The sequence below is a fragment of the Denitratisoma sp. genome, from assembly GCA_032027165.1.
In the GTDB taxonomy this organism is placed as follows: Bacteria; Pseudomonadota; Gammaproteobacteria; order Burkholderiales; family Rhodocyclaceae; genus Desulfobacillus.
Genome location: JAVSMO010000001.1, coordinates 2,328,740 through 2,351,029 on the forward strand (window position 1 = coordinate 2,328,740; position 22,290 = coordinate 2,351,029).

Annotated in this window: 21 protein-coding genes; 13 read left to right on the forward strand and 8 right to left on the reverse strand. The window is 61.4% G+C overall.

Going from position 1 to position 22,290, the window contains the following annotated elements; genetic code table 11:
- Positions 1–103: 103 nt before the first annotated feature.
- Complete coding sequence (locus ROZ00_11375; GenBank protein ID MDT3736818.1) at positions 104–346, reverse strand: hypothetical protein; 243 nt, start codon at positions 344–346, stop codon at positions 104–106.
- Positions 347–767: 421 nt separating this feature from the next.
- Here ROZ00_11375 and ROZ00_11380 point away from each other — a divergent pair, with 421 nt between their 5' ends.
- From ROZ00_11380 to ROZ00_11395, 4 genes are read left to right on the forward strand one after another with little or no spacing between them, the layout of a single operon-like run.
- The gene (locus tag ROZ00_11380; GenBank protein MDT3736819.1) at positions 768–2,111 is read left to right on the forward strand and encodes an AAA family ATPase; all 1,344 of its coding nucleotides are present in this window, start codon (positions 768–770) and stop codon (positions 2,109–2,111) included.
- Positions 2,112–2,131: 20 nt separating this feature from the next.
- Positions 2,132–2,599 (forward strand): hypothetical protein, encoded by a 468-nt coding sequence (locus ROZ00_11385; protein MDT3736820.1) that lies wholly within the window; start codon positions 2,132–2,134, stop codon positions 2,597–2,599.
- Positions 2,600–2,614: 15 nt separating this feature from the next.
- Entirely contained in the window at positions 2,615–3,379 is a 765-nt protein-coding gene (locus tag ROZ00_11390) for a metallophosphoesterase (GenBank protein MDT3736821.1), read from the forward strand.
- A gap of 1 nt (position 3,380) precedes the next feature.
- A complete protein-coding gene (locus ROZ00_11395; protein ID MDT3736822.1) occupies positions 3,381–4,175 on the forward strand; it encodes a metallophosphoesterase in 795 nt (264 codons plus the stop codon).
- A gap of 99 nt (positions 4,176–4,274) precedes the next feature.
- On the opposite strand, the gene ROZ00_11400 is transcribed toward ROZ00_11395, so the two are convergent.
- Positions 4,275–5,189, reverse strand: coding sequence for a hypothetical protein (locus ROZ00_11400; protein MDT3736823.1), 915 nt, complete (start codon positions 5,187–5,189; stop codon positions 4,275–4,277).
- A gap of 605 nt (positions 5,190–5,794) precedes the next feature.
- On the opposite strand from ROZ00_11400, the gene ROZ00_11405 reads away from it, so the two are divergent.
- From ROZ00_11405 to ROZ00_11425, 5 genes are all read left to right on the forward strand, one after another.
- Positions 5,795–6,592 carry a hypothetical protein gene (locus ROZ00_11405; protein ID MDT3736824.1) on the forward strand — a complete coding sequence of 266 codons (798 nt, stop codon included), beginning with the start codon at positions 5,795–5,797 and terminating at the stop codon, positions 6,590–6,592.
- The gene (locus tag ROZ00_11410; protein MDT3736825.1) at positions 6,589–8,697 is read left to right on the forward strand and encodes a hypothetical protein; all 2,109 of its coding nucleotides are present in this window, start codon (positions 6,589–6,591) and stop codon (positions 8,695–8,697) included. Before ROZ00_11405 ends, ROZ00_11410 begins: the two co-directional genes overlap by 4 nt.
- A gap of 95 nt (positions 8,698–8,792) precedes the next feature.
- Positions 8,793–9,647, forward strand: a complete 855-nt coding sequence (locus ROZ00_11415) for a TniB family NTP-binding protein (protein ID MDT3736826.1) — start codon at positions 8,793–8,795, stop codon at positions 9,645–9,647.
- Positions 9,647–10,684 (forward strand): TniQ family protein, encoded by a 1,038-nt coding sequence (locus ROZ00_11420; protein MDT3736827.1) that lies wholly within the window; start codon positions 9,647–9,649, stop codon positions 10,682–10,684. Before ROZ00_11415 ends, ROZ00_11420 begins: the two co-directional genes overlap by 1 nt.
- A gap of 185 nt (positions 10,685–10,869) precedes the next feature.
- On the forward strand, positions 10,870–11,895 hold the full coding sequence (locus ROZ00_11425; protein MDT3736828.1) for a hypothetical protein: 1,026 nt from the start codon (positions 10,870–10,872) through the stop codon (positions 11,893–11,895).
- 55 nt (positions 11,896–11,950) lie between these two features.
- Here the strand turns inward: ROZ00_11425 and ROZ00_11430 are convergent, their stop codons facing one another.
- Positions 11,951–12,652 carry an RES family NAD+ phosphorylase gene (locus tag ROZ00_11430; GenBank protein MDT3736829.1) on the reverse strand — a complete coding sequence of 234 codons (702 nt, stop codon included), beginning with the start codon at positions 12,650–12,652 and terminating at the stop codon, positions 11,951–11,953.
- 1 nt (position 12,653) lies between these two features.
- Positions 12,654–13,046 (reverse strand): MbcA/ParS/Xre antitoxin family protein, encoded by a 393-nt coding sequence (locus ROZ00_11435; GenBank protein ID MDT3736830.1) that lies wholly within the window; start codon positions 13,044–13,046, stop codon positions 12,654–12,656.
- Positions 13,047–13,473: 427 nt separating this feature from the next.
- On the opposite strand from ROZ00_11435, the gene ROZ00_11440 reads away from it, so the two are divergent.
- The 4 genes from ROZ00_11440 to ROZ00_11455 are packed head-to-tail and all read left to right on the forward strand — an operon-like array spanning position 13,474 to position 18,484.
- On the forward strand, positions 13,474–14,775 hold the full coding sequence (locus tag ROZ00_11440) for a PAS-domain containing protein (GenBank protein ID MDT3736831.1): 1,302 nt from the start codon (positions 13,474–13,476) through the stop codon (positions 14,773–14,775).
- A 29-nt stretch (positions 14,776–14,804) separates the two neighbouring features.
- A complete protein-coding gene (gene dacB, locus ROZ00_11445; GenBank protein ID MDT3736832.1) occupies positions 14,805–16,247 on the forward strand; it encodes a D-alanyl-D-alanine carboxypeptidase/D-alanyl-D-alanine-endopeptidase in 1,443 nt (480 codons plus the stop codon).
- Positions 16,247–16,489 carry a hypothetical protein gene (locus tag ROZ00_11450; GenBank protein ID MDT3736833.1) on the forward strand — a complete coding sequence of 81 codons (243 nt, stop codon included), beginning with the start codon at positions 16,247–16,249 and terminating at the stop codon, positions 16,487–16,489. The genes dacB and ROZ00_11450 overlap by 1 nt, the downstream gene beginning before the upstream one ends.
- Positions 16,490–18,484, forward strand: coding sequence for a C1 family peptidase (locus ROZ00_11455; protein ID MDT3736834.1), 1,995 nt, complete (start codon positions 16,490–16,492; stop codon positions 18,482–18,484). It begins immediately after the preceding gene.
- Between the two features lie 6 nt (positions 18,485–18,490).
- Here the strand turns inward: ROZ00_11455 and ROZ00_11460 are convergent, their stop codons facing one another.
- The 4 genes from ROZ00_11460 to ROZ00_11475 form a co-directional block, all read right to left on the reverse strand.
- A complete protein-coding gene (locus tag ROZ00_11460) occupies positions 18,491–19,057 on the reverse strand; it encodes a phosphoribosyltransferase family protein (protein MDT3736835.1) in 567 nt (188 codons plus the stop codon).
- A complete protein-coding gene (locus ROZ00_11465; GenBank protein MDT3736836.1) occupies positions 19,054–19,461 on the reverse strand; it encodes a hypothetical protein in 408 nt (135 codons plus the stop codon). The genes ROZ00_11460 and ROZ00_11465 overlap by 4 nt, the downstream gene beginning before the upstream one ends.
- Positions 19,458–20,921, reverse strand: coding sequence for a 4-hydroxy-3-polyprenylbenzoate decarboxylase (gene ubiD, locus ROZ00_11470; protein MDT3736837.1), 1,464 nt, complete (start codon positions 20,919–20,921; stop codon positions 19,458–19,460). Before ubiD ends, ROZ00_11465 begins: the two co-directional genes overlap by 4 nt.
- Before the next feature lie 134 nt (positions 20,922–21,055).
- A complete protein-coding gene (locus ROZ00_11475; protein ID MDT3736838.1) occupies positions 21,056–22,231 on the reverse strand; it encodes a hypothetical protein in 1,176 nt (391 codons plus the stop codon).
- Positions 22,232–22,290: the final 59 nt, after the last annotated feature.

A 22,290-nucleotide genomic window follows, 5' to 3' on the forward strand; every position in this document is an offset into this window, starting at 1 on the left:
CCACCGCGATCTCATGTAGATCAAGACGATTTATTCGAGTGACCTGCGGCCTAGCAGCCCGGATGTAGTGGGTGCATGGTTGGCTTCATTTAGATAAGCTCTTCTATTTTCCGCGCCCTCTCAAATACTCCAACATCGCCCCTGCCTGTTTCTCCGGTGCATAAGCCAGATGCAGCAGCATCCGCACCGGCTTCGGCATATCGCGCCCGGACTCGTAGCGCGAGCCGCCCGACTGGGTCACGCCAAGAGGTCCCCAGAACTCCAACTGGTTGAGGCGCAGCTTCTGCCTCAGCTCCTTCACTTCACGCCCGCTCTGTATAAAGAGTTTCGGCATCCTGTTCTTCATGTTCGCTCCTTGTTGTCGAGTAGGTGCAGGATTGATCGCGTCCCGCCGTCCCGAGTTCCCGATGCGCGAACGCATCGATTTCCAATGCCGGCGACCGACGATATCGGTTGACAGCATATGCTATCAGTCGATTGTTGTATTTCGATCGCGAAGACGGATTCCCGGCACAAATTCCTTGCGCGCGCCTTCGCCGATCCGGTATCTTGTTTCGCATGTGCATCAACTTCAAATCCAATCCGCTCAGCGCCGCGACTGTCATCGTCGCGGTGCCGGCTCGCGCGCGTCCGCCGGGGTGACGTGATCGCATAGGAGAAGTTTTTTCCAGAGAACCCCGCGCATGTCGCGGGGTTTTTTGTTTTTGGCGACGGCTGTTACCCATGGCCGTCGTCCGTTTGAGGCCCACAAGGCCGGGGAGAAGAAGATGGAACGCTTTCGGGTTGAACCGGGCTGGCTGCCGCGCCGGCTGACGGTGGCGCGCGTCGATCTCGGCAATGGCGAGAAGACGCGCCTCCTGGTCTCCCACGAGAAGGGCTGGCAGGGCCTGCTCGAGCTCGCCGGACGCGTCCTCGGCGCGCCCGAGGACGAGACCCTGCGCCATCTTCTCGCCGCCTATCTCTACGCAGACAGCCGGGCCCACGGCGAAGCGAACCCCGCCCGCATCGCACGCGTTCTCCTCGACGACGAGGAGGACGCGGCCGCTCTGCTGCAGAAGGTCACGGCTATCGGCATCAAGAAGTTCCGCGAGGCCGGTTGGCGCTATCCGCTGGTGCGCAGGCTCGCCCATCTGGTCCGGAGGACGCCTGGCGAAGGAGAGCTGCCCTGGGTCGACTTCGGCGACTGGCTGGACGCGGCCGAACGCGTCGCGCGGTCGAGCAACAGCGATCACGCCGACCGGAAGAACCTGATCGCCGGCCACGTCCCGCGCTCGGGATTCAACCGACGCTTCGCGCAGGCGCCGGAACCGGCCGCGATCGAGCTTCTCGCCGAGGAGTTTCCCAACTTCGCGCCGGTGGCGGAGCACTACGCCGCCCAGGTGGCCATCGCAAAGCTGGGCAACGGCCGGCTGCGCCTGCTGCCGGTGCTGCTTCTGGGAGAAGCCGGCATCGGCAAGACGGCCTTCTCGCAGCGGCTGGCCGAGGTCCTGGGGGTGCGCCGCTTCGAGGTGGCCTTCGGCCACGCCACGCAGGGCGGGAGTCTGGGCGGGCTGTCCAGCTTCTGGGGCAACGGCAAACAGGGGGCGGTCTTCGACGCCCTGCTCTTGGGGCGGGAGATGAACCCGGTCTTCCTGTTGGACGAGATCGACAAGGCGGTGGAGTCCTCCAGGTACGACCCGCTGGGCTGTCTCTACGCCCTGCTGGAAGCGGAGAGCGCCCGGCGTTTCACGGACGAGTTCGCCGAGCTGCCGATCGACGCCGGCTGGTTCTCCTGGGTGGCGACGGCGAACGATCTCGAGCGCCTGCCGGCGCCGATCCAAAGCCGCCTGGTGGTGTTCGAAGTGCGCCGGCCGACCGCTTGCGAGCTGCGCCAGATCGGCCGCAGGCAGTACCGGCGGCTGATCGAGACTTACGGCCTCGGCGGGCAGCTGCCTGGGGAACCGCCGCCGGCGCTCCTGGAGGGCGCCGTGGCCAGCCCGCGCGAGCTGGGTCTCGTGTTGCAGACGGCCATCGGCCGCATGGCACGGGACCGCCTGGCGGGCAAGGCCGTGCGGGTCGAGGGACTGGAGTTGGAGATGCGCCGGGAGTCCCGACGCATGGGGTTCATTTGAACGGAAACGAGAGGTGTCCCATGAATACCTGGAAGAACCGGGCGGCGCTGCTCAAGCGGCGCTTCCCGGAGCAGTTCGAGGATCTGCCGAACTACATGATCTCCATCGATCCGGGCTGGTTCGGGCCGATCGAGGAGGCCTGCCGGCGGATCGACGCCCTCCTCACGAACGAGGAGAAGGCGTTGTTCCGCTGGCGGCAGATCAAGGAGAAGTTCGGCGGGCTGCGCATGTACTGGAACGAGGGCGGGGTTTACCTCGACTTCATCGGTCCGGACAGCCTGGCGCACATCGTGGTCGAGCCAGAGCGGCCACGATTGTCCGAGCAGACGCGCGAGCGCATCGCCGGGATCGTCGCCGAGGCGGCGAAGAAGGCCTCCACGCGCTGCCAGATCTGTGGTGCGCCGGGGACTTTGCGCCGACGCGGGGACGGCTGGTTGGTGACGGCCTGCGACCGCCACGTCGAGTCCCGGGTCATGGAAGAGGATTGAAGGAAAGGAAGAATCATGAGGATATACGCGGTAAGCGACCTGCACCTCGAGATGAGCAACTGGATGCCCACGCCCTCCACGGTGGCGGCGGCGGACCTCGTCGTGCTGGCCGGGGACATCTGCCGGCACACCCATGGCCTGGAGTGGGCCAGGACAGCGTTCGCCGACAAACGGATCGTCTACGTCGCCGGCAATCACGAGTTCTACTTCGCCCACCTGCGGGGCCTGGCGGCGCAGATGCGCAAGGCGGCGCTCGATCTGGGCATCGACTTCCTGGACAACGACGAAGTGGTCGTCGGGGGCGTAAGGTTCCTCGGCAGCACCCTGTGGACCGACTTCGATCTGTTCGGGCCCGAGGCGGCGTTCGCCGCGCGCCGGCAAGCGGCGCGCTCGATGAACGACTTCAGGACGATCCGCACGGGCACGGGCGGCTATCTGCTGCCCGAGCAGACGGTGGAGCTGCACCGGACGAGCCGCGCATGGCTGAAGGGAAAGCTCGCCGAGCCCTTCGCCGGCAAGACCGTGGTGGTGACCCACCACGCGCCGAGCCTGGCGAGCATCGCCCCCTGGTGGCAGAACGACCTGCTGACGGCGGCCTTCGCCAGCAACCTCGACCCCCTGGTGGCCCGGGCCGACCTGTGGCTGCACGGGCACACGCACGCCTTCGCCGACCACCGGGTGGGGGACTGCCGGGTGGTGTGCAATCCGCGCGGCTATGTGCGGGACGGCCGGGCGCTAGAGAGGACGGGCTGGAATCCGGAACTCATCGTGGAGGTATAGGGTGCGGCTTCACGTCCTGAACGACCTCCACCTAGAGTTCGCCCGCTGGCCGCGCGAGATCGATGCCAATGCGACCGACGCCGATGTCACGGTTCTCGCCGGCGACATCGGCGTCGGGCTGCAGGGGATTACCTGGGCCCTCTCCTCGTTCCGCCGGCCGGTGGTCTACGTCCTCGGCAACCACGAGTATTACGGCCAGCGGCTGATGCCGGAGCTGCTCGCAGCGGCGCGGGAGAAGTGCCGGGGTACGCAGGTGCATTTGCTGGAGAACGACGCCGTGGTGATTGATGGCGTGCGTTTCCTCGGCTGCACGCTATGGACGGATTTCGCGCTCTTCGATGAAGAGGAGCGGAACGTCCGGGCGATGGAGGAGGCCGGGATGAAGATGGGCGACTTCCATCGGATCATGGCGGGACGCCGGGACAGGGGCTACGGGAAGAACAAGCTGATTCCGTTCACGCCGCGGATGGCGATCACCCGCCACCAAGAGAGCCGCGCCTGGCTGGAGGCGGAGCTCTTCAAGCCCCACGACGGGCCGACCGTGGTGGTGACGCATCACGCGCCGAGCGCGAGAAGTCTCACCTACCAGGAGCCTTCCTGGCTGCTGGACGCGGCTTACGCTTCGAATCTGGATCATCTGATGGGTGAGGAGCGTGTGCGGCTGTGGGTGCATGGGCATACGCACCTGGCGACGGTCTATGAGATCGAAGGAACGCGGGTGATAAGCAATCCGCGGGGGTATGTTCCGGGGGAGATGGTGGGCGATTTCAGTCCATCCTTGGTGATTCGGATGTAAATGGGCCCATCTCACCCTTTCGGATGTACAACCCTCATTTTTTCGAAGCGAGTGCCACTGGTATGCACACAATCAAGACTCGCTTGATCCAGCTGGTTTTCACTCAAGCTTCCGGAGTTCATCAAGATGTTCTTTTAGGAACATATTTTCATTGTCGATGAAATACTGAATCACTTCATCCCGAATGAAGACGGGTCTTTGGACCACAATGAACTCCCAATCGTCATAGGGTGGTGACGAGCCTTTCTTGTCTTTTAAATTCTTTTGTCGTTTTGGCGGGGCATGCCAGAACAAAACCCGTTCCTCAACAAGCGGCAAGAAGTCTCGAATAGTCGATTTTAACCAAGGTTGGTTGCTGACTTCATCGAGTAGCTCCGAGAATAATTTCTCGTACCCCAAGGCAGCCGGAAGCACACAGGAGAGATATGCCTCTCTGAATAGGGCGCCAACGAGCGCCAAAGTATCGAGGTTCCCCCCCTTTTGTGCTAATGCTAAACGAACATAGGTAGGTAATTTCTTCTGCAACCACTCGTCAGAAGCCGGGTTGTTCCTACCAACCATTCTAATTAGCGGGGTCAGTTCCCAAATTACACTCGTTGGCCGATACAACCCAAGCAAGTTAAAGCAATTGGCTACTATGCCCGCCGCTTCCGATACATTCATGGAGGTCGCGTCTAGCAGCAGCCACAATGGAGAATAGTAAATGCTCGCCGTTCCAGCAAACTGGGGGTGTTCATCTACTCTCTGGATCAGATTTGGGCCATCGGAAGGATAGAGATGCTTCGCACTCATCCTTCCTGCCATTGCACTCTCAAATATTTTCTGGCGTTCCTCCGCAGTACGTTTCCCGGCGAGGTATTCAAGATCGAAGATAAGGTCAAGTCGATAATTCGAATAGTTGCATAGCGACTTGACCTTGCTGTGCCACGTTTTAACTCTAAGCGCTTGAACCGCTTTATTTGTCATTCTTTCCGCTGGTCTTGAGCCTGCCTGAATACTTTTCCGACTTCCCATTGGCTTCTCCCATATTTTTGCGGTTAATTTGGGTTCGAAATCGGGTACTGATTTTGAACCTGTTCAGAACGATCAGTTTTTGATATTAGTTGCCACTAGTTGCTAACAACGCGCAGTTGCCACTCATGCGGAACTGTTCAACATCCTTGGCCGAAACGCTTATTAAAGAGTTTGGCCCCCTGCTGGGAGGCGAAGCTCTTCGGAGGGCGCTCGGCTATCGATCTGCCTCGGCTTTCCGCCGAGCACTACGTCTCAATCACATCGAGGTACGTGTTTTTCCCGTGTCCGGCAGGAAGGGGAAATACGCCCTAACCACCGACGTTGCTGCCTGGTTGATGCGCCTGCCCGGAACGGGATGTCCCACCGCAAGCGAGTCTTTTTCAGAAGGGAGTAGGAAAGGAGGCGTTATGGACAAATAAAAAACCGGACAACCAGGAAGGCCTGTCCGGTTTTGGGTGCAGCTGGGCTACACCTGTGGCAGGGAAAGTATTGCCCGACTCCCCTATCAAGTCAAGTCCTTCCTGGTTTCCTCTCTCGATCCGGCTGTCGTGAATACGATCAGCCCGGAACTGACTCATCCTCGAGAACGAGGGGGATACCCAAACATGGCCAGGAGCAAGAGTAACCCTAAGAAGCCAAAGCACAAAACCGCTGCGAAAGGAGGGCGTAAGCGGGAAATCATCAATCGCGGGCCCAAAAAGAATGTTGAGGTGATGAACTACCCGCATCTCAAGGGGGACGAGATCCATGCCGAAGGGCAACTCGAGCCTAAGGCGATCATGCTGATCTCATCCTACCCGCAAGTAAAAGCGCTCCAGGAACAAGCTGAGGAGATCACATTTTCAGATTATTTCGGTGAAGAAAGAGCCTTCCCCGATTTCAGGATCACTCTGCACAACGGTGAGGTGATTTTCGTAGAGGTCAAACCTTATGAAATCTTCAATAAAAAGGAAAACAGAATACGCCTGAAAAGAATTCAGCAAGCCATCCAGATTCAATTCGATACCCGCTATGTCGTGCTAACCGATCTTGCGATCGAACTGGAGCCGCGTTACTCGAATATTTCCCTCATAACCAATTACCGCTATATCCCGATAACCCCCGAGTTGCTCAATCGGACGCAACAGGCTTTCCTGAACACATCCTGCATCCCATTCAACGATTTCAGAAATGCGGTTTGCGACGGACGTGCGGACCACTGCTACGCCTTGATTGCCAATGGCCATCTCAAAGTTGACCTGTCGCTCCCCCTCCCCAAGGATTGGCTAATCCAACCATCCTTTAACGCGGAAGATCAGATCCACATCTATGATCTGATCGGCACGCCCAAGCAACAATCCACGCCCTCTCTGCTCGATCCGTTGAGCGCCCGCATTGAGCATGAGGGAGGTCCCATCAAATGAGAGCATTCAGTCTGTCCCGCGATCTGGTCATCAAGTATCGCGACGATATCTGGCGTTACGAGCGTGTCATCAAGAAAGATGAACGGGACTGGAGACACCAATTTGTCTCGGAAATAACCGGCGAGGTCATTAACTTCGCCAAGCGAGAGTTTTTCGATCTCGTCGATCAAAGGAAAATCATCATTATCCCGGCGACTGTGAATACGAAAGAGCTGCTAGCCGAGATAGATGAAGAAAAGAAGCTAAGGTGCTTGTCCGGCTATTCGGAAAAACAACTACAAGACCTGGACCGTAAATTCGAGTACATCGCCGCCTGTAAGAAACTTGGCATCTCGAGTGGGCAGCACGACAAGATCGCTGCCGTCATCGCCGAAGTGGCTCCAGCGATTGAACCGGAGTATGCGGATAAAAGCTCCAATGGAAAGGAACGGCATCCGCCGTCACGCTGGGCGGTCAGCGAATGGCTCAATGAAGAATTGAGGGCGGCGGGCGACGTGCATGAGGTGATCGACAAGTACCATCTACGAGGCCGCAAGGGATTCACGGGTCCGGTGCTGGAGCTCATGGACCAGGCCATCGACAAGATATATATGAACACGGACCGCAATACGGTTCCGGATACTCACACGCATCTTCGAAACCTCATCAACGCCGAGAATGCCAAGTTAAAGGCGGAATGGGTGGTAAGAAAGTCTGCTGGTAGTACCAACGGCACAGACTACCCGCTGGAGGAACTGGTTCTTCCTTCAATCTCGACCCTTGAGAGACGGATCAAGCAAATTCCCGATTTCGAACGTCTTGAAGCGAGATATGGAAGAGATTACGCGATCAGAGTGCATAGGAGCACTCAACACGAGAATTTTGCTAAGCGACCCAACGAATTTGTGGAATTCGACTTCGCTTGGACCAATACCTTCCTGCTGGACGACGAGATGCTTCTGCCGATGGGAAGGCCCGTTGTTGCTGTTTGCAGATGCAAGGGAACCGGTTTGGTTACCGGTTATTACCTGAGCTTCGCCCGTCCCTCAACATTCGTTGCCCTGTCCACGATTTATGAGTCAATCCTTCCCAAGGATCGCATCTTGGATCGTTACGCTGGGCTCATCGAGTCTCCCTGGCCAGCTGAAGGCGTCATGCAGCATCTCATCTCGGACAACGAGCGGTGCAATCATGGTGTCGTCTTCAGGCGCATGATGCGGGAACTCTATTCTCACCTGATTTACACCAAAGTCCGTAGCCCCTGGTTAAAGGGCGGCATCGAGGGCTACATCGGGCAGCAGCAGCGAGAGTTCGAGAATCGCCTGCCAGGTGGCATCAAAGGACTGCTAGATAGATCCGATTACGATCCGGAAAAGGACACCATCCTGCGTTTTTCCACGTTCGTATTTCTGGTTTTCAAATGGATTATTGATGTCTATAACCAGACCCCCCAGAGGAGACGGAAGTTCTCCCCTTATCAGGGCTGGATGGAGAAAATCGAATATGCCCCTCCGCGCTATGCGGCTTGCCCTATCGAGTTGGCACTGATCTGCGCACAGGATGACAAGGGCACCCTGCAAGTCGAAGGAATCACAAAAGATTACATTCGTTACAACTCACCACAACTTGTCTCGCTCCGGGAAAAGCATGGTCCTGGCTTCGAGGTACGTTTCCGCTTCCTCGATAACGATCTGTCAAGAATCTTTGTGCAAATCCCGGGAACGCATGAATTTATTGAAGTCGAGACCTACGACCGATCATATGTGCATCGTGGCATGACCCGCTGGCAGCACTGCATTTTCAAGAAGGTTGCCAAGATCAAATACTGGACCCCAGATGTTATCGATCGGCTTGCGCGCGCCAAGGAACAGATACGCCTTGTCGTCGCTGAGGAACTGGAAAGGAATACCTCCGCCACAGTCAAGAAGCTGGCTCAGCAGACTGTCATCAGCAGCTCGATGGTCTTAGCTGGAAGGCCTGCCACTGTGGCGGGCGCGTTTGGTACGGAATCGGCTCTGTCAGTCGCATCACCCTCTAGCCCGCTCATACTGCCCGACACCACAACGGAATTCATGGTGCCGAGCGACAAGATCGTCCTGCTGGACTCCGATGTGGCCCTCTACTAACAACCATGAATAGTTCCGTCCTCCCCTTTCAGAGAAGGTTCGCGGCATCCTCATCCCACAGCTTCCTGACTGTTCCGACACGCGAGCAGGCACTGGTGGGTTCCGACGAAATGCGTCTGCGCTACGTCGAGTCGATTCGGCTGCCTCATCCCAAGTGGAAGGAGGCGATGCAAGCGGCCAAGAGCCTCATGCCCCTTGCCACGCTTCTCCGGCAGCCAGGTGGCCTTGTATTAACCTCACCTGCCGGGGGCGGCATTAGCTTCTTTATCCAGGCACTTCTTGAAGAATACCCCCGGAGCCTTGCCGGCAGTCATATCTCGATACCAGTTCTCACACTCGACCTACGCGAGCTTCCATCGCTGGATGACGTGGTCACCCCCTTATTGGGCCACCTGAATTATCCGGCCAGGCATCTGGACCGTTCTATCAACCCTATCGAGGCATTTGCAAACCTTGCCATCGCCTGCGGCGTCAGGCTAATCGTCCTGGAAAACGCGCACCTGATTGTCGAAGCCGGGACACAGGTACAGCGAGCGTTTGCCAACTTCGTTTGTCGTGTGTATGAACTGCGAGGACTGCCCTGTGCCCTTCTCGGCGCCCCCTCACTGGACCGCCTGATCCACGGTTTTCCCGAGATATCTGTGCGTCTCCCGACTCGCATTCAATTCGACAATTTCCGTCGCGATTCTTTATGGCAATCCCTGTTGGCAAGTTTTGCCAAGGCCCTGCCTCTGGAAAAGGAATCGCCTCTTGGCGAGCCAGGAATGGCGTTGAAGATCCATGTGAGCACCATGGGCAACCTGTCTCGCCTCAAGCAGCTGACCATGGGGGGCATTCCGCTGGCCGTTCGACAAGGTACATCTCTCACATGTGAGATCCTGGCCCAGGCGCATTCAACTGTATTCGGGTCCGGCTCGGGCATAGCCAACCCATTTCTGGCCAAACCATAGTGAAAAGCCATTCGGTCGATATCAGGTATTTCCTGCCTGTCGAAGTCGAACCGTACATTGATGAGTCCGGCCGTGGCCTTCTGATGCGCATTGCAGAACGGAACCACTTAAGCCACCCCAAACACATACTGGAAATGCTGCGCCCGCAAGGGCCTCCGAATCTTCTGGAGAAGGACCTGCTACCCTTGTCCGAAACCTGCTCGTGCGATCCGGGACTGCTCGGAATTCTTGCGATCAGAATGTCCCGCGATAGCCGGGGGATTCGCACCTTTCAGTTGGGAAACCAACGTATTTCCAAAGATTATTTCCTGACCGGCAAAACCGCACGTATTTGCCCCGAATGCTTGGGCGAATTTTGCTACGCACGCCAAGCGTGGGATCTGACACTGTCGAATGCCTGCCCCATCCACGAAGTATTGCTCGAAGATCGCTGCCCCGCCTGCTTGCATAACATTGCCGGACTCCGGTCTTCGTTGTTGCACTGCCAATGCGGGTTTCCCTTGACCCGAATCGTTACGCAGGAGGCTACCGAATTCGAGATCTTCGTTGCCGGCCTACTGCAGCGTTTCTTTTCGGATTTGAAGCCCGTTTCCATCCATCTACCCGGCCTTATTGCTGATCGGCTGTCGGACCTGTCGCTGGACGGGCTGTGCAAGCTCCTATGGTACTTGGGCGTCTATCTCCCCAGCAGGGGGAGCAGGCCCGCCGGTCAATCACGGCGTCGTTACACCGTCTTTGAAACACGCCGAATACTCGAGGCCGCCTACTCGTATCTCATTGCCTGGCCGAATTTGTATCTGAAGACGCTACGGGATCTGGTCGGACATTCGGGCCTGGGAAAGGCAAATAGCTTGATGGAGCAATGGTTCGGCTCCATTCATTCTTACCTGATTAATGACATGGACGATTCAGGACTGGGATTTGTACGCACGGCCTTTGAATTCGAGATTCGGAACATATGGAAAACGATTCACCATTCAAAGCTACCTGCCATAGTTTCGGCGCAAATGGAATTTGACTTTACGGAGGACGCGTAGTGAAAGAACAACAACCGGACTCATCGGATATACCTGCAGATTCCAGGAACCATCAGTGGTCCCAACGCATACCTTCAAGGATACGATTTAGACTCGAAAGGCAACCGTGCACGCGGCAAGAGCTCTACCGCCTGGTGTGGTCATCCCCCATACGAGACCTCTCCGTAAAGCACAACCTATCGGATGTGGCCTTTCTCAAAATCTGCAAAAGGCACAATATCCCCACGCCACCGAGAGGGCACTGGGCCAAGATCAAGGCTGGGCAATGCATTGCCTCGACCCCTCTTCTGAATCCAGAGCAAAACCCACTCATATGGCTTCCACAGCCAGAGCAGCATTCGGTCACGCATCCCTTAATTGCGGCTGCCGGTCAAGCATATGCGCTCGAACGTGAACTGGGACAGAGCATTTCTGTTTCAAGCACCCTTGACAAACCGGATCCCCTGATCAACCTAACTGCTCAAGCCTTTAAAAGAGCCGTGATCGGTCACACTGGGCTTATCGAGCAGGTACGGCAGGATCACTTGGATATTCGAGTTTCACGTCGTGAGATCAACCGTGCGCTATGTTTGATGGACGCACTGATCAAAGCCCTTTCGCAGCGAAGCATCACGACGTCGATATGCGGGAGCGCTACCGTTGTTCACATCTTGGGCGAGACCCTTGCGGTCCAGCTAATCGAAAGAACACGCTTGAGGTCTGGTAACAAACGCCGGAAGGCTTCGAAGGGAAAGCGTGTCGGCTCCGGCCATTTCGAGTTCCATATCCTGGAAAATCTTCCTGCAGGTATCACCCGTCTCTGGCGCGACACTCCAAGGTTTCGTCTGGAGTCAAGACTGGCTGAAATCATGGTCGGGTTGCATGCGGCCGCAATTGCAAAGCATGCGCTCCAACAGACGGGGAACGAATTGCCTGTTACAGAAATGTCCTCGCCGAACGGTGAAAGCCCTCAGGAGACTGAGAGAAAGTTAATCGCCGACCTCGAAGCACATGCAGAGGTTTGGCATCGTTACAGAAAGATTTCGTCTTATGTTGAAGCTATCGAAAGGCGTCTTGCTGATTCTGACAATAAAGAATTGGGCACCCTAAACGAGTGGATTACCTTTGCTAAATCTTACTTGGCCAAAATCGACCCGATAGGCCTCGGCTGTGAGCATGTACTTCGTGATTCTGTAGATTTGAATGCGTCTGCGGAGATTTCATCTCCTTGACCGTAATGCCTCAAGATTTGGGAAATATACAGGGTGTGTATATTTGAATTTATCCCTACAGAGGAATTGTCATCCAGTTCTCGCCCGGGGTTCTTTCAACAGCGATCCCAGTTTCCGTTGTGATGTAGGTCAGATAGCAGACTTGGCGAGGATTCGAAAGGACTGTCTTGTTCAAAATGGCATAACACTCCCCGTCGCACCGTGCTGAGCGCGATAGAAGGCCTGGATGCCCTTCCCTATGCATGCGTGCGCCAACCTGCTGAGTAAGGGTGTAGTCTGACGGATGGATTAGGTCAGGATAAACACTAACCGCCTTGCGCAAATCCAGCAGCGCCGCATCGCAACGGACCCGGTACACCTTCCGGTCGACCTTGACACCGGGTTTATTGAAACCGGCATCGTCCAGAAGCTGTTGCCTCCAGTGATGAACCGTTTCGAAGACAGTAGTTTCGATCTGGTCTGCGCCATACCATATCCCAAACGTTCCGTCCGAGTACCGGCTGCGCATCCAGTTGCGAAAAGGGTAGCCAATCGCCTCGTTCCAGACGGCCTCCTCGAACGGCCGATGAATAATCGGGACGCTCGATTCGAAGGGTGGCGGCTTGCACTCCATCTCCAGGTTCTGAGCGGCTTGACGCTCACCCGGGTCGTCACTCAGGTCGTCGAAAAGATCCTCTGAAACCCTCAGAGAAACGATGTTGCGGTACAGATCATCGTGAGTATCCGCGATAACCAGGCTGGAGAAGAGCTTGTCCAAATCAATGCCCGCGGGCGCGGTCCAGATAAGCTCGCACCATCAGTAATCCAGCAAAACCATATTCACTGATGGTTTGGGCCGGAGTGAGCCCCTCGAAGGCGCGGTTTCGGCTACGCATCCATGCATAAGCCAAGTCCCGGTTGTGGGGGAACAACAACCTTAGGTTCTTGTGAATCCCCAGTAGATGGCCGGCGCGCTCGGCCATGTCGCGGCTTGCCGCAATCGGAGCCCCTTTCCGGTAACGCGACAGGGCGGATCGATTGTCCAGCGCCAATCCCAGCATATTCAACTGCTCCTCGGTTGTAAGCTGCCAATGCTCGAACAGTTTCATGAGCATTTTGGCGACGGCGCCACGGTCGGCCTCGCTGTGGGTAACAGCGGCCTGGATAGCCATAACTCCCTCCTTTTTATACATCTCACTTGGCTTGAGTTAATTATAACAATATTTGGTGTAATTGCTACATTGCTGGCCGATATATCTCTTTCCGGTTGCTTGCCAGAGCTATCTATAAACCGGAATGATTTCTAACTAATTGAAATAAATAAAAGATTTATTTATGATGAAACCCACCCAGACGGGAGTTTAATCTGAGGGATTTGGAGAATTATTTTTGATGGATTTCCGCTAACCTATTGATTTAAATACATGGTGTCGGGAGTTATTTTTGATGCCCGACACCGGATTTTTCCAGCGCCCGCGATATCCGGCTACAAGCGATCCCGCTCAAGGCAAGGGGCTGGCGGGTCGTATATCTTTCCGAAAAGCAAATGATTGCTCGCCGGCACCGGTGCAGCCAACGTATTTGAAAAAGGGGGAGTGGATGGCATTGAGCGAAGGCGAACTGCTGCGGGTATTCCAGACCATCATCGACAACCTGCCGAGCGGGGTGACGCTGATGGACAGGGATCTCCGCTTTGTCGCCTGGAATTCCGAAATCAAGGAACTACTCAACTTCCCCGACGAGTTGTTCGATCCCGACAATCCCCCCGAACTTTCCAAGGTGGCGCTGTTCAACGCGCGGCGCGGCGAATACGGGCCGGGCGACCCGGAAGAACAGGCCCGGGCCCTGGTCGCGCGCGCCGCCAAGATGCTGCCGCACGTCTTCGAGCGGACCCGGCCCGACGGCACGGTGCTGGAGATCCGCGGACGGCCGCTGCCGAACGGCGGCTTCGTCTCGATCTACACCGACATGACCGAGCGCAAGCGCGCAGAAGAGGAAGTGCGCCGCACCGCGTCATTCCTGCAGGCGGTGCTCGACCACCTGCCCTTCGGCATGATGGTCGTGGACAAAACCATCCGCTGCCGCTACTGGAACCGCCAGAGCGAAACCCTGTTCGATCTGCCGCCCGGCTTCGTCCGCCAGGGCATTCCGATGGAAGACGTGGTAAGGCAGATCGCCCGCAACGGCATCTACGGTCCCGGCGAAATCGAGGACCATGTCAGCAGGCGGCTGAAGATCATCGGCGGCTTCCAGGAACACGTGGTCGAGTTGACCCGGCCGGACGGACGCAGCCTGCGCGTCATGGGCGCGCCAGTATTGATCGAGGGCGCGCCCGAGGGCCTGGTGCTGCTGCAGGAGGACATCACCGAGCGCAAGAACCACCAGGCGACGCTGGAGCGCCTCGCCACCACCGACCACCTGACCGGGCTGCTCAACCGCCGCGCCTTCCTCGACGCGACGGAGAAGGAAATCCGCCGCGCCCACCGCTACGGCCAGCCCCTGGCGCTGATCATGCTCGACGTCGACCACTTCAAGCGCATCAACGACGGTCATGGCCACCCCGCCGGCGACGAAGTCCTGCGCCGCGTCGCCGGCACCTGCCGGGACATGCTGCGCGAGGGCGACCTGATGGGACGGCTCGGCGGCGAGGAGTTCGCCATCACCCTGGTGCAGCCGCCCCTGCAGGTGGCCGCCGCCGTCGCCGAACGCCTGCGCAAGGCGGTGGCCGGGCTGGCCATCGAGCACGAGGGCCGGCACATCGGCGTCACCGTCAGCCTCGGCATCGCGGAGATCGGTGGGGACATCACCGGCCTCGACCACCTCATCTCGAAGGCCGACGCCTGCTTGTACGCGGCCAAGCGCGACGGCCGCAACCGCGTCGGCGCGGCCTGCGCCGGCTAGGTGCGGCACGCAGCCGCTACAATGGCGGCATGCGCGCACCCGTATTCCATATTGGCCTCCTGCTGCTCGCCGCGCTGCTGGCGCCGGCAACGGGGCGTACGCAGACGGACGAGCGCCTGCCCGTTCCCGTCGCCCGCGCCCTGAAGGCGGCCGGCGTGCCGGCCCCGGCGGTGGCGGTGGTCGTGCAGGACGTCGATGCGCGCCTGCCGCGCGCCAGCTACAATGCCGCCCAGCCGATGAACCCGGCCTCGGTGATGAAGCTCCTCACCACCTATGCCGCGCTCGAGCTGCTCGGGCCGGCCTATACCTGGAAGACCGAGGCCTGGGCGACGGGACCGCTCAAGGACGGCGTGCTCGAGGGCGACCTCCTGCTCAAGGGCTACGGCGATCCCAAGCTGGGCTTCGAGCAGTTCTGGCTGCTGATGCGCCAGCTGCGCGCGAAGGGCCTGCGCGAGATCCGAGGCGACCTGGTGCTCGACCGCAGCCACTTCGCGCCCGACCAACACGACCCGGCGCGCTTCGACAACGAGCCGCTGCGCCCCTACAACGTCGGGCCGGACGCCCTGCTCCTCAATTACAAATCGATTCGTCTCGGCTTCGTGCCCGACGAGAAATCGCGCAGCGTCGCCGTCAGCGCCGAACCGGCGCCCGCGCAGCTTGACGTGGTGAGTCTCGTCAAGCTCGGCGAGGGTGCTTGCGGCAGCGCCTGGTACGACGGGATCCGCATGGATCTCGTCGCGGCCGGCGCGGGCGCGCGGCTGATCCTCACCGGCAGCTACCCGGCGGCCTGCGGCGAGAAGAGCCGCCACGTCGCCGTTCTGGAGCATCCGCAGTTCGTCGCCGGCGTCTTCCGCCAGCTGTGGAGCGAACTGGGCGGCACTTTCGGCGGCGGCGTGCGCGACGGTGCCGTCCCCGCCGGGGCGCGCCTGCTGGCGCGCGGCGAGTCGCCACCGCTGGCGGAAGTGGTGCGCGAGATCAACAAGTTCAGCAACAACGTCATGGCGCGCCAGCTCTGGCTCACGCTGGGCGTGGAGACGGCGAAGCGTCCGGCGCGCAGCGCCGACGCCGAGGCGGCCGTGCGCACCTGGCTGGCGCAGAAGGAACTGCGCATGCCCGAGCTTGTCATCGAGAACGGCGCCGGCCTCTCGCGCAGCGACCGCATCAGCGCCGAGAACCTCGGTCGCCTGCTGCTGGCGGCCTATGCCAGCCCGGTGATGCCGGAGTTCATCGCCTCGCTCCCGCTGGCCGGCATCGACGGCACCATGCGCAAGCGCCTCAACGGCAACGGCGTCGCCGGCCAGGCGCACGTCAAGACCGGCTACCTCGAGGGCGTGCGCGCGCTGGCCGGCTACGTGCTCGACCGGCGCGGCAAGCGCGTCATCGTCGTGTTCCTCGCCAACCATCCGAATGCCGCCGCCACCAAAGCGGCGCAGGACGCGCTGCTCGCCTGCGTCTACGAGCGGAGCTGCTGATGCGGCGCCTCGCGCTCCTTGCCGCCGGCTTCGCCTACATGGTGCTGCTCATCGAGGCGGTGCGCGCCGCCGTCGCCTGGTGGCGCGGCGAGGCGGCATTGGGCATGCTCGATTACGCGCTGATCGGCGCGCTGCCGCTGCTGGCCTGGATCTGGTGGCGACACCTTTCCATGTTCCGCAAGGACTGCGGCAAGGCCGCCTGCATGCTGCCTGAGGACAATCGACCCCAAGGGAGGCAATAAGTGGCCAGGAAGAAGACTGCGGTGAAGCGCAAGTACGACGCCCGTCCCGACACGCTGGATTTCCGCGACCGCCTGTACGAGCCGACGCTGGTCGAGGTGCCGCTGCGGCGCAGCCTCGAGGACTACCGCATGGCGAAGGTGCCGGTGCTCGACCAGGGCGAGGAAGGCGCCTGCACCGGCTTCGGCCTGGCCACGGTGGTGCACTACCTGCTGCGCACGCGCAAGGTGGACCCGGACACGCGGCCGGTCAGCCCGCGCATGCTCTACGAGATGGCGCGGCGCTACGACGAATGGAGCGGCGAGGACTATTCCGGCTCCAGTGCGCGCGGCGCCATGAAGGGCTGGCACAAGCACGGCATCTGCAGCGGGGAGGCCTGGCCCTACGCCCCCGGCCGGGACGGGGAGGTCCTCACCGGCGCGCGCGCCCGCGAGGCGCTGCAGCGGCCGCTCGGCGCCTACCTGCGCGTGAACCACCGCGACATCGTTTCAATGCACGCGGCGCTCAGCGAGGTCGGCATCCTCTACGCCACCGCCGCGGTGCATGCCGGCTGGGAAGCCGTCGGCAGCGACGGCGTGATATCCCGCAACGACGCGAACGGCGAACCCCATCCGCTGCGCGGCGGCCACGCCTTCGCCATCGTCGCCTACGACGAGCACGGCCTGTGGCTGCAGAATTCCTGGGGCACGGACTGGGGCAGGGGCGGCTTCGGCCGACTGAGCTACGACGACTGGCTGGAGAACGGCACCGACGCCTGGGTGGCGCGCCTCGGCGCGCCGATCGAGCTGGCCGAAGCGAAGAGCAGCGCCGTGCTGCACGGCGCGGGCAGCCGCGGCTCGCGCGCCTACGCCGGCGCCGACCTGCGCCCGCACATCGTCAGCATCGGCAACGACGGCCGGCTCTCCGCCAGGGGCCAGTACGGCACCTCGCCGGCCGACGTGCGCGAGATCTTCGAGAATGATTTCACCGAGATCACCAAGAACTGGCCGAAGAAGCGCCTGCTGCTGTACGCCCACGGCGGCCTGGTGGGCGAGGAGGAAGCGGTCGAGCGCATCGCCCGCGAGCGGCCGCGCCTGCTCGCCAACCAGATCTACCCCCTGCACTTCATCTGGCACACCGACTTCTGGAGCATCCTGAAGGACCTGCTCGAGGACGCCCTGCGCCGGCGCCGGCCGGAAGGCGCGCTCGATGCCTCGAAGGACTTCCTGCTCGACCGGGTGGACGACGGCCTCGAGGCGCTGGCGCGCGCGCTCGGCGGCAAGAAGCTGTGGGACGAGGTCAAGGAGAACGCCCTCCTCGCCACGCAGCGCCAGGACGGCGGCGCGCGCTTCGTCGCCGAACGCATCCGCGAGCTGCACGGCAAGGAGCCAGGCCTCGAGGTGCATGCGCTCGCCCACAGCGCCGGCGGCGTATTCCAGGCGCCGCTGATGCAATACCTGTCGGCCGGCGGCCCCATCGGCAGCGGCCCGCTCGCGGGCGAAGCCGGGCTCGGCGTGAAGGTGGCGACGTGCACGCTGTGGGCGCCGGCCTGCCGCATCGAGCTGTTCAAGGACACCTACCTGCCGGTCATCCGCGCCGGCGGCATCGGCCGCTTCGCGCTGTACACCCTGAGCGACCAGAAGGAGCAGGACGACGACTGCGCCGGCATCTACAACAAGTCGCTGCTCTACCTGGTGTCGAACGCCGGCGAGGAGCCGCACCGCATCCCGCTGCTGCGGCCCGACGGCGGGCCGCTGCTCGGCATGCAGAAATACGTGCGGGAAGACGCCGAACTGGCACAACTGTTCGCCGGCGCGGCCGACTGGGTGGTGGCGCCGAACCAGAAGCCACCCGACTCGCCCGATGCCTCGCGGGCGACGAAACACACCAATATCGACGAGGAGCCGGTGACGCTGAACGCCACGCTGCACCGCATTCTCGGCCATCCGCCCGTCGAACCGGCGGCCGGCGGCCGCACGAGCGCGGCGGCACGTGCGCTGCGCAAGCGCCTGTCCTGAGCGGGTTCAGGCCAGCGCCGGCCGCAGCAACTCGATCTTCAGCGTGTCCTCGTAGGGCGGCACGTTGCACTCGACGACGTCGCCCATCGCGATCTGCAGCTTGACGCCGACGATGTTGGCGCGGATCGGCAGCGCGGCGACGCAGCGGTCGGCCAGCACCGCGATGCGCACCGTCGGCGCGCCGCGCCGCGAGAGATAGGCCAGCACGCGCGCCAGCGAATGCCCCTCGTAGAGCACGTCGTCCACCACCAGCACCGTGGCGCGCGCGAGGTCGCGCGCCGAGAATTCGGCGTTCTCGGTAAGCTCGGTCTCCGGATGCAGCAGCGTCAGGTCGTCGGCGTAGCGCTTGAGGCGCAGGCCATAGCACGGCACGTCGAGGCCGTGCTTCGATTTCAGCCGCGCCTGCAGCCGTTCCGCCAGCGGCAGGCCGCGGCGGAGTATCCCCAGCAGCAGCGGATCGGCCTCGCCGGCGAGGAAGGTCGCCGCCTGCGCCGCCATGCGGTCGAGCACCGCCTCGACGGCGGCCGTGTCGTAGAGGCAGAAGCGCTCGCCGGCCACCTTTCCTTCGCTCACTGCGGCATGACCTTTTCCGAGACGAGCCGCAGCCAGCCGCGCGCGATGCGGTAGAGCACCCACAGTCCGGCGCCGAGCGCGACGACCCACGCCAACGGCAGCCCGACGATAGTCAGTCCCGCCAGCACGGCGACTGCCACCCACAGCAGGGCGAACCAGAAGGTGCGGATCTGCCAGCGGAAGTGCGACTCGAGATACGTGCCGCGCGTCTCGCTGCGCTTGATGTAGTTCAGCACCACGGCGATGAGCGAGGGCCAGCCGGTGAGGAAGGCCGTGACGATGAACGCGGTGCCGAGCAGGCCGGTCACGGCGCTGAAGGCATGCAGGCCGTAGATGACGTGGGTCAGCGTCACCAGCCCTTGCGGCGGCCGGGACAGTCCACTCGCGTGATCGATGTCGGTCATAGTCCCAATTCCTTCCACAATTCATCCACGCGCCGCTTCACCGACTCGTCCATGGCGATAGCGCGGCCCCATTCGCGGCTGGTCTCGCCCGGCCACTTGTTCGTAGCGTCGATGCCCATCTTGCTGCCCAGCCCCGCCACCGGCGAGGCGAAGTCGAGGTAGTCGATCGGCGTGTTCTGCGCGATCAGGGTATCGCGCGCGGCGTCAACGCGCGTCGTCAGCGCCCACACCACTTCCTTCCAGTCGCGCACGTCGATGTCGTCGTCGACGACGACGATGAACTTGGTGTACATGAACTGGCGCAGGAAGCTCCAGATGCCGAACATCACGCGCTTGGCGTGGCCGGGGTACTGCTTCTTCATGCTCACCACCGCCAGGCGGTAGGAGCAGCCCTCCGGCGGCAGGTAGAAGTCGACGATCTCGGGGAACTGCTTCTGCAGCAGCGGCACGAACACCTCGTTGAGCGCGACGCCGAGCATGGCCGGCTCGTCGGGCGGCTTGCCGGTGTAGGTGCTGTGGTAGATCGGGTTGCGGCGCATCGTCATGCGCTCGATGGTGAACACCGGGAACTCGGCCCGTTCGTTGTAGTAGCCGGTGTGGTCGCCGAAGGGGCCTTCGGCCGCCGTCTCGCCCGGGTGGATCACGCCTTCCAGCACGATCTCGGCGGCGGCGGGTACCTGCAGGTCCGAGCCGAGGCATTTGACGACTTCCGTCTTGGCGCCGCGCAGCAGGCCGGCGAACTGGTATTCGGAGAGCGCATCCGGCACCGGCGTCACCGCGCCGAGGAGGGTGGCGGGATCGGCGCCGAGCGCCACCGCCACCGGGAAGGGCTGGCCGGGATGCTTCAGGCAATGGTCGCGGTAGTCCAGCGCGCCGCCGCGGTGCGGCAGCCAGCGCATGATGACCTTGTCGCGGGCGATCACCTGCTGGCGGTAGATGCCGAGGTTCTGCCGCGCCTTCAGCGGGCCGCGCGTGACGGTCAGGCCCCAGGCGATGAGCGGCGCCGCGTCGCCCGGCCAGCAGGTCTGGATGGGCAGGCGCGCGAGGTCGACGTCCTTGCCCTCCCACACCGTTTCCTGGCAGGGCGCGGAGGAGATTTCCTTCGGCGCCATGTTGAGCACCTGCTTGAGCAGCGGCAGCTTGTCCCAGGCATCCTTCAGGCCATGCGGCGGCTCGGGTTCCTTCAGCGTGGCGAGCAGCGCGCCGACTTCGCGCAGCGCCGCCACGGACTCGGCACCCATGCCGAGCGCCACGCGATGGGTGGTGCCGAACAGGTTGCCGAGCACCGGCACCGCGTGGCCCTTCGGCTTCTCGAACAGCAGCGCCGGCCCGCCCGCGCGCAGCACGCGGTCGCACACCTCGGTCATTTCCAGGCGAGGATCGACCTCGGCGCCGATGCGCTTCAACTCGCCGAGTTTCTCCAGTTGCGCGATGAAGTCGCGCAGATCGCGGTATTTCATGGGTGCGAAGAAAGAATGGGATGCGGCCGATTATATCGGAAGCATCCCGTTCGCCTTTCGTCCCGGCGGATCGCTGGCCAGTTGTTGCGCCAGCCTCCTGCAGGAGGATCAAAAAACCGGCAAGCCGTTCGCAATCAGTAACCGCCGCCAAGCGGAAGATGTGAGCCTGATGTACCCGTTGAGGTGCCGGATGATGATCCTGTTGAAGTCCCGGTGCTTGTGGTCGCTCCGGCAGACGTGCCCGTTGAGGACGTTCCGCTCGAGGACGTGCCCGTCGAGGCGGTGCCGCCTGCAGTGCCCGAGGATGTGCCGGAGGCGGCCGCTGCCCGCCGGTAGCAATCGCGCAGGCAGGCTTCGAGCGCGTCGTGCGCCGCCTTCGCCTCGCTCACGGCCCGCTCGCGGGCGGCCGTCGCCTGATCCGCTGCCCTGCGTGCCGCCGCAGCTTCCTGCTCCTTCGTTTCGACGCGCCTGCGCTGCTGGGTGACTTCCCGCTCGCCGTCCCTGACCCTGGCGCGTGCATTCGACAGGTTCAAGGCGCTTCCGCTCCCCTTGGCGGGGGTACCCCCGGCCCGCCTGTTGAAATCCTCCAGTCTTTGCAAGTTGGAGCGGGCACTTTGCAGGCGTGCCTCGGCCCTGGCCAGGTTCTCGCGTTCGGCTCCCAATTCGCGCTCCGCCGCGGTCTGGCGATCGCGGGCGGTTTTCTCGTTTTGTTCGGCGCGATACTGGTTCCAGTCGGCGCGGAATGCAGCTGCGCTTTCCTTTTCGCATTGCCGGGCGCAGATCTCGTCGGTGATCGTCCAGCCCGGGCGGGGCACGAAAGGCCGGCCGCCTGCCGGCTCGTCTTTCGCGGTTGCGGGCGCGGCGCCTTCCGAGGCCGGCCCGCCCGCCTTCAATGCTTCCGCGGAATCCGGGTCGAGCACAGGCATGCAGGCTCGCTCGACCCTGCTCAGCAGATCCTGCGCAGCCCGTATCAGCGAAAGCGGCGGATCGAGCCAGTCGCTGACGACAAGCCGCTGCAGCTCCTGGCGGAAAGAAATGATCCATGCGCCGCAGATCAGGCTGTCGCTGCTGTACAGCAGCTGCATCATCGGCCCGCTGGCGCCCCGGGTGGTTTCGCCCTTGCTGGCGAAGCTCTCCAGTTCGGACTCGACCGTGTCGAAGGCGTTCTTGATCTGCTCCTGCGTCTCACGGTCCTTCGTCACCTTCTCGGCCAGCTTGTCGGAAAAACCGCTCGCCGCCACGGCGCCGGGCATCATCAGCAAGGCAAGCGACAACAGCACTCCACGACACAGGCTCAGGGTATTGCGCATGACCGCCTCCTTTGGTTTATTGTTGGGCGTTGCGACAATCCATTATAGACAGCGAAAAA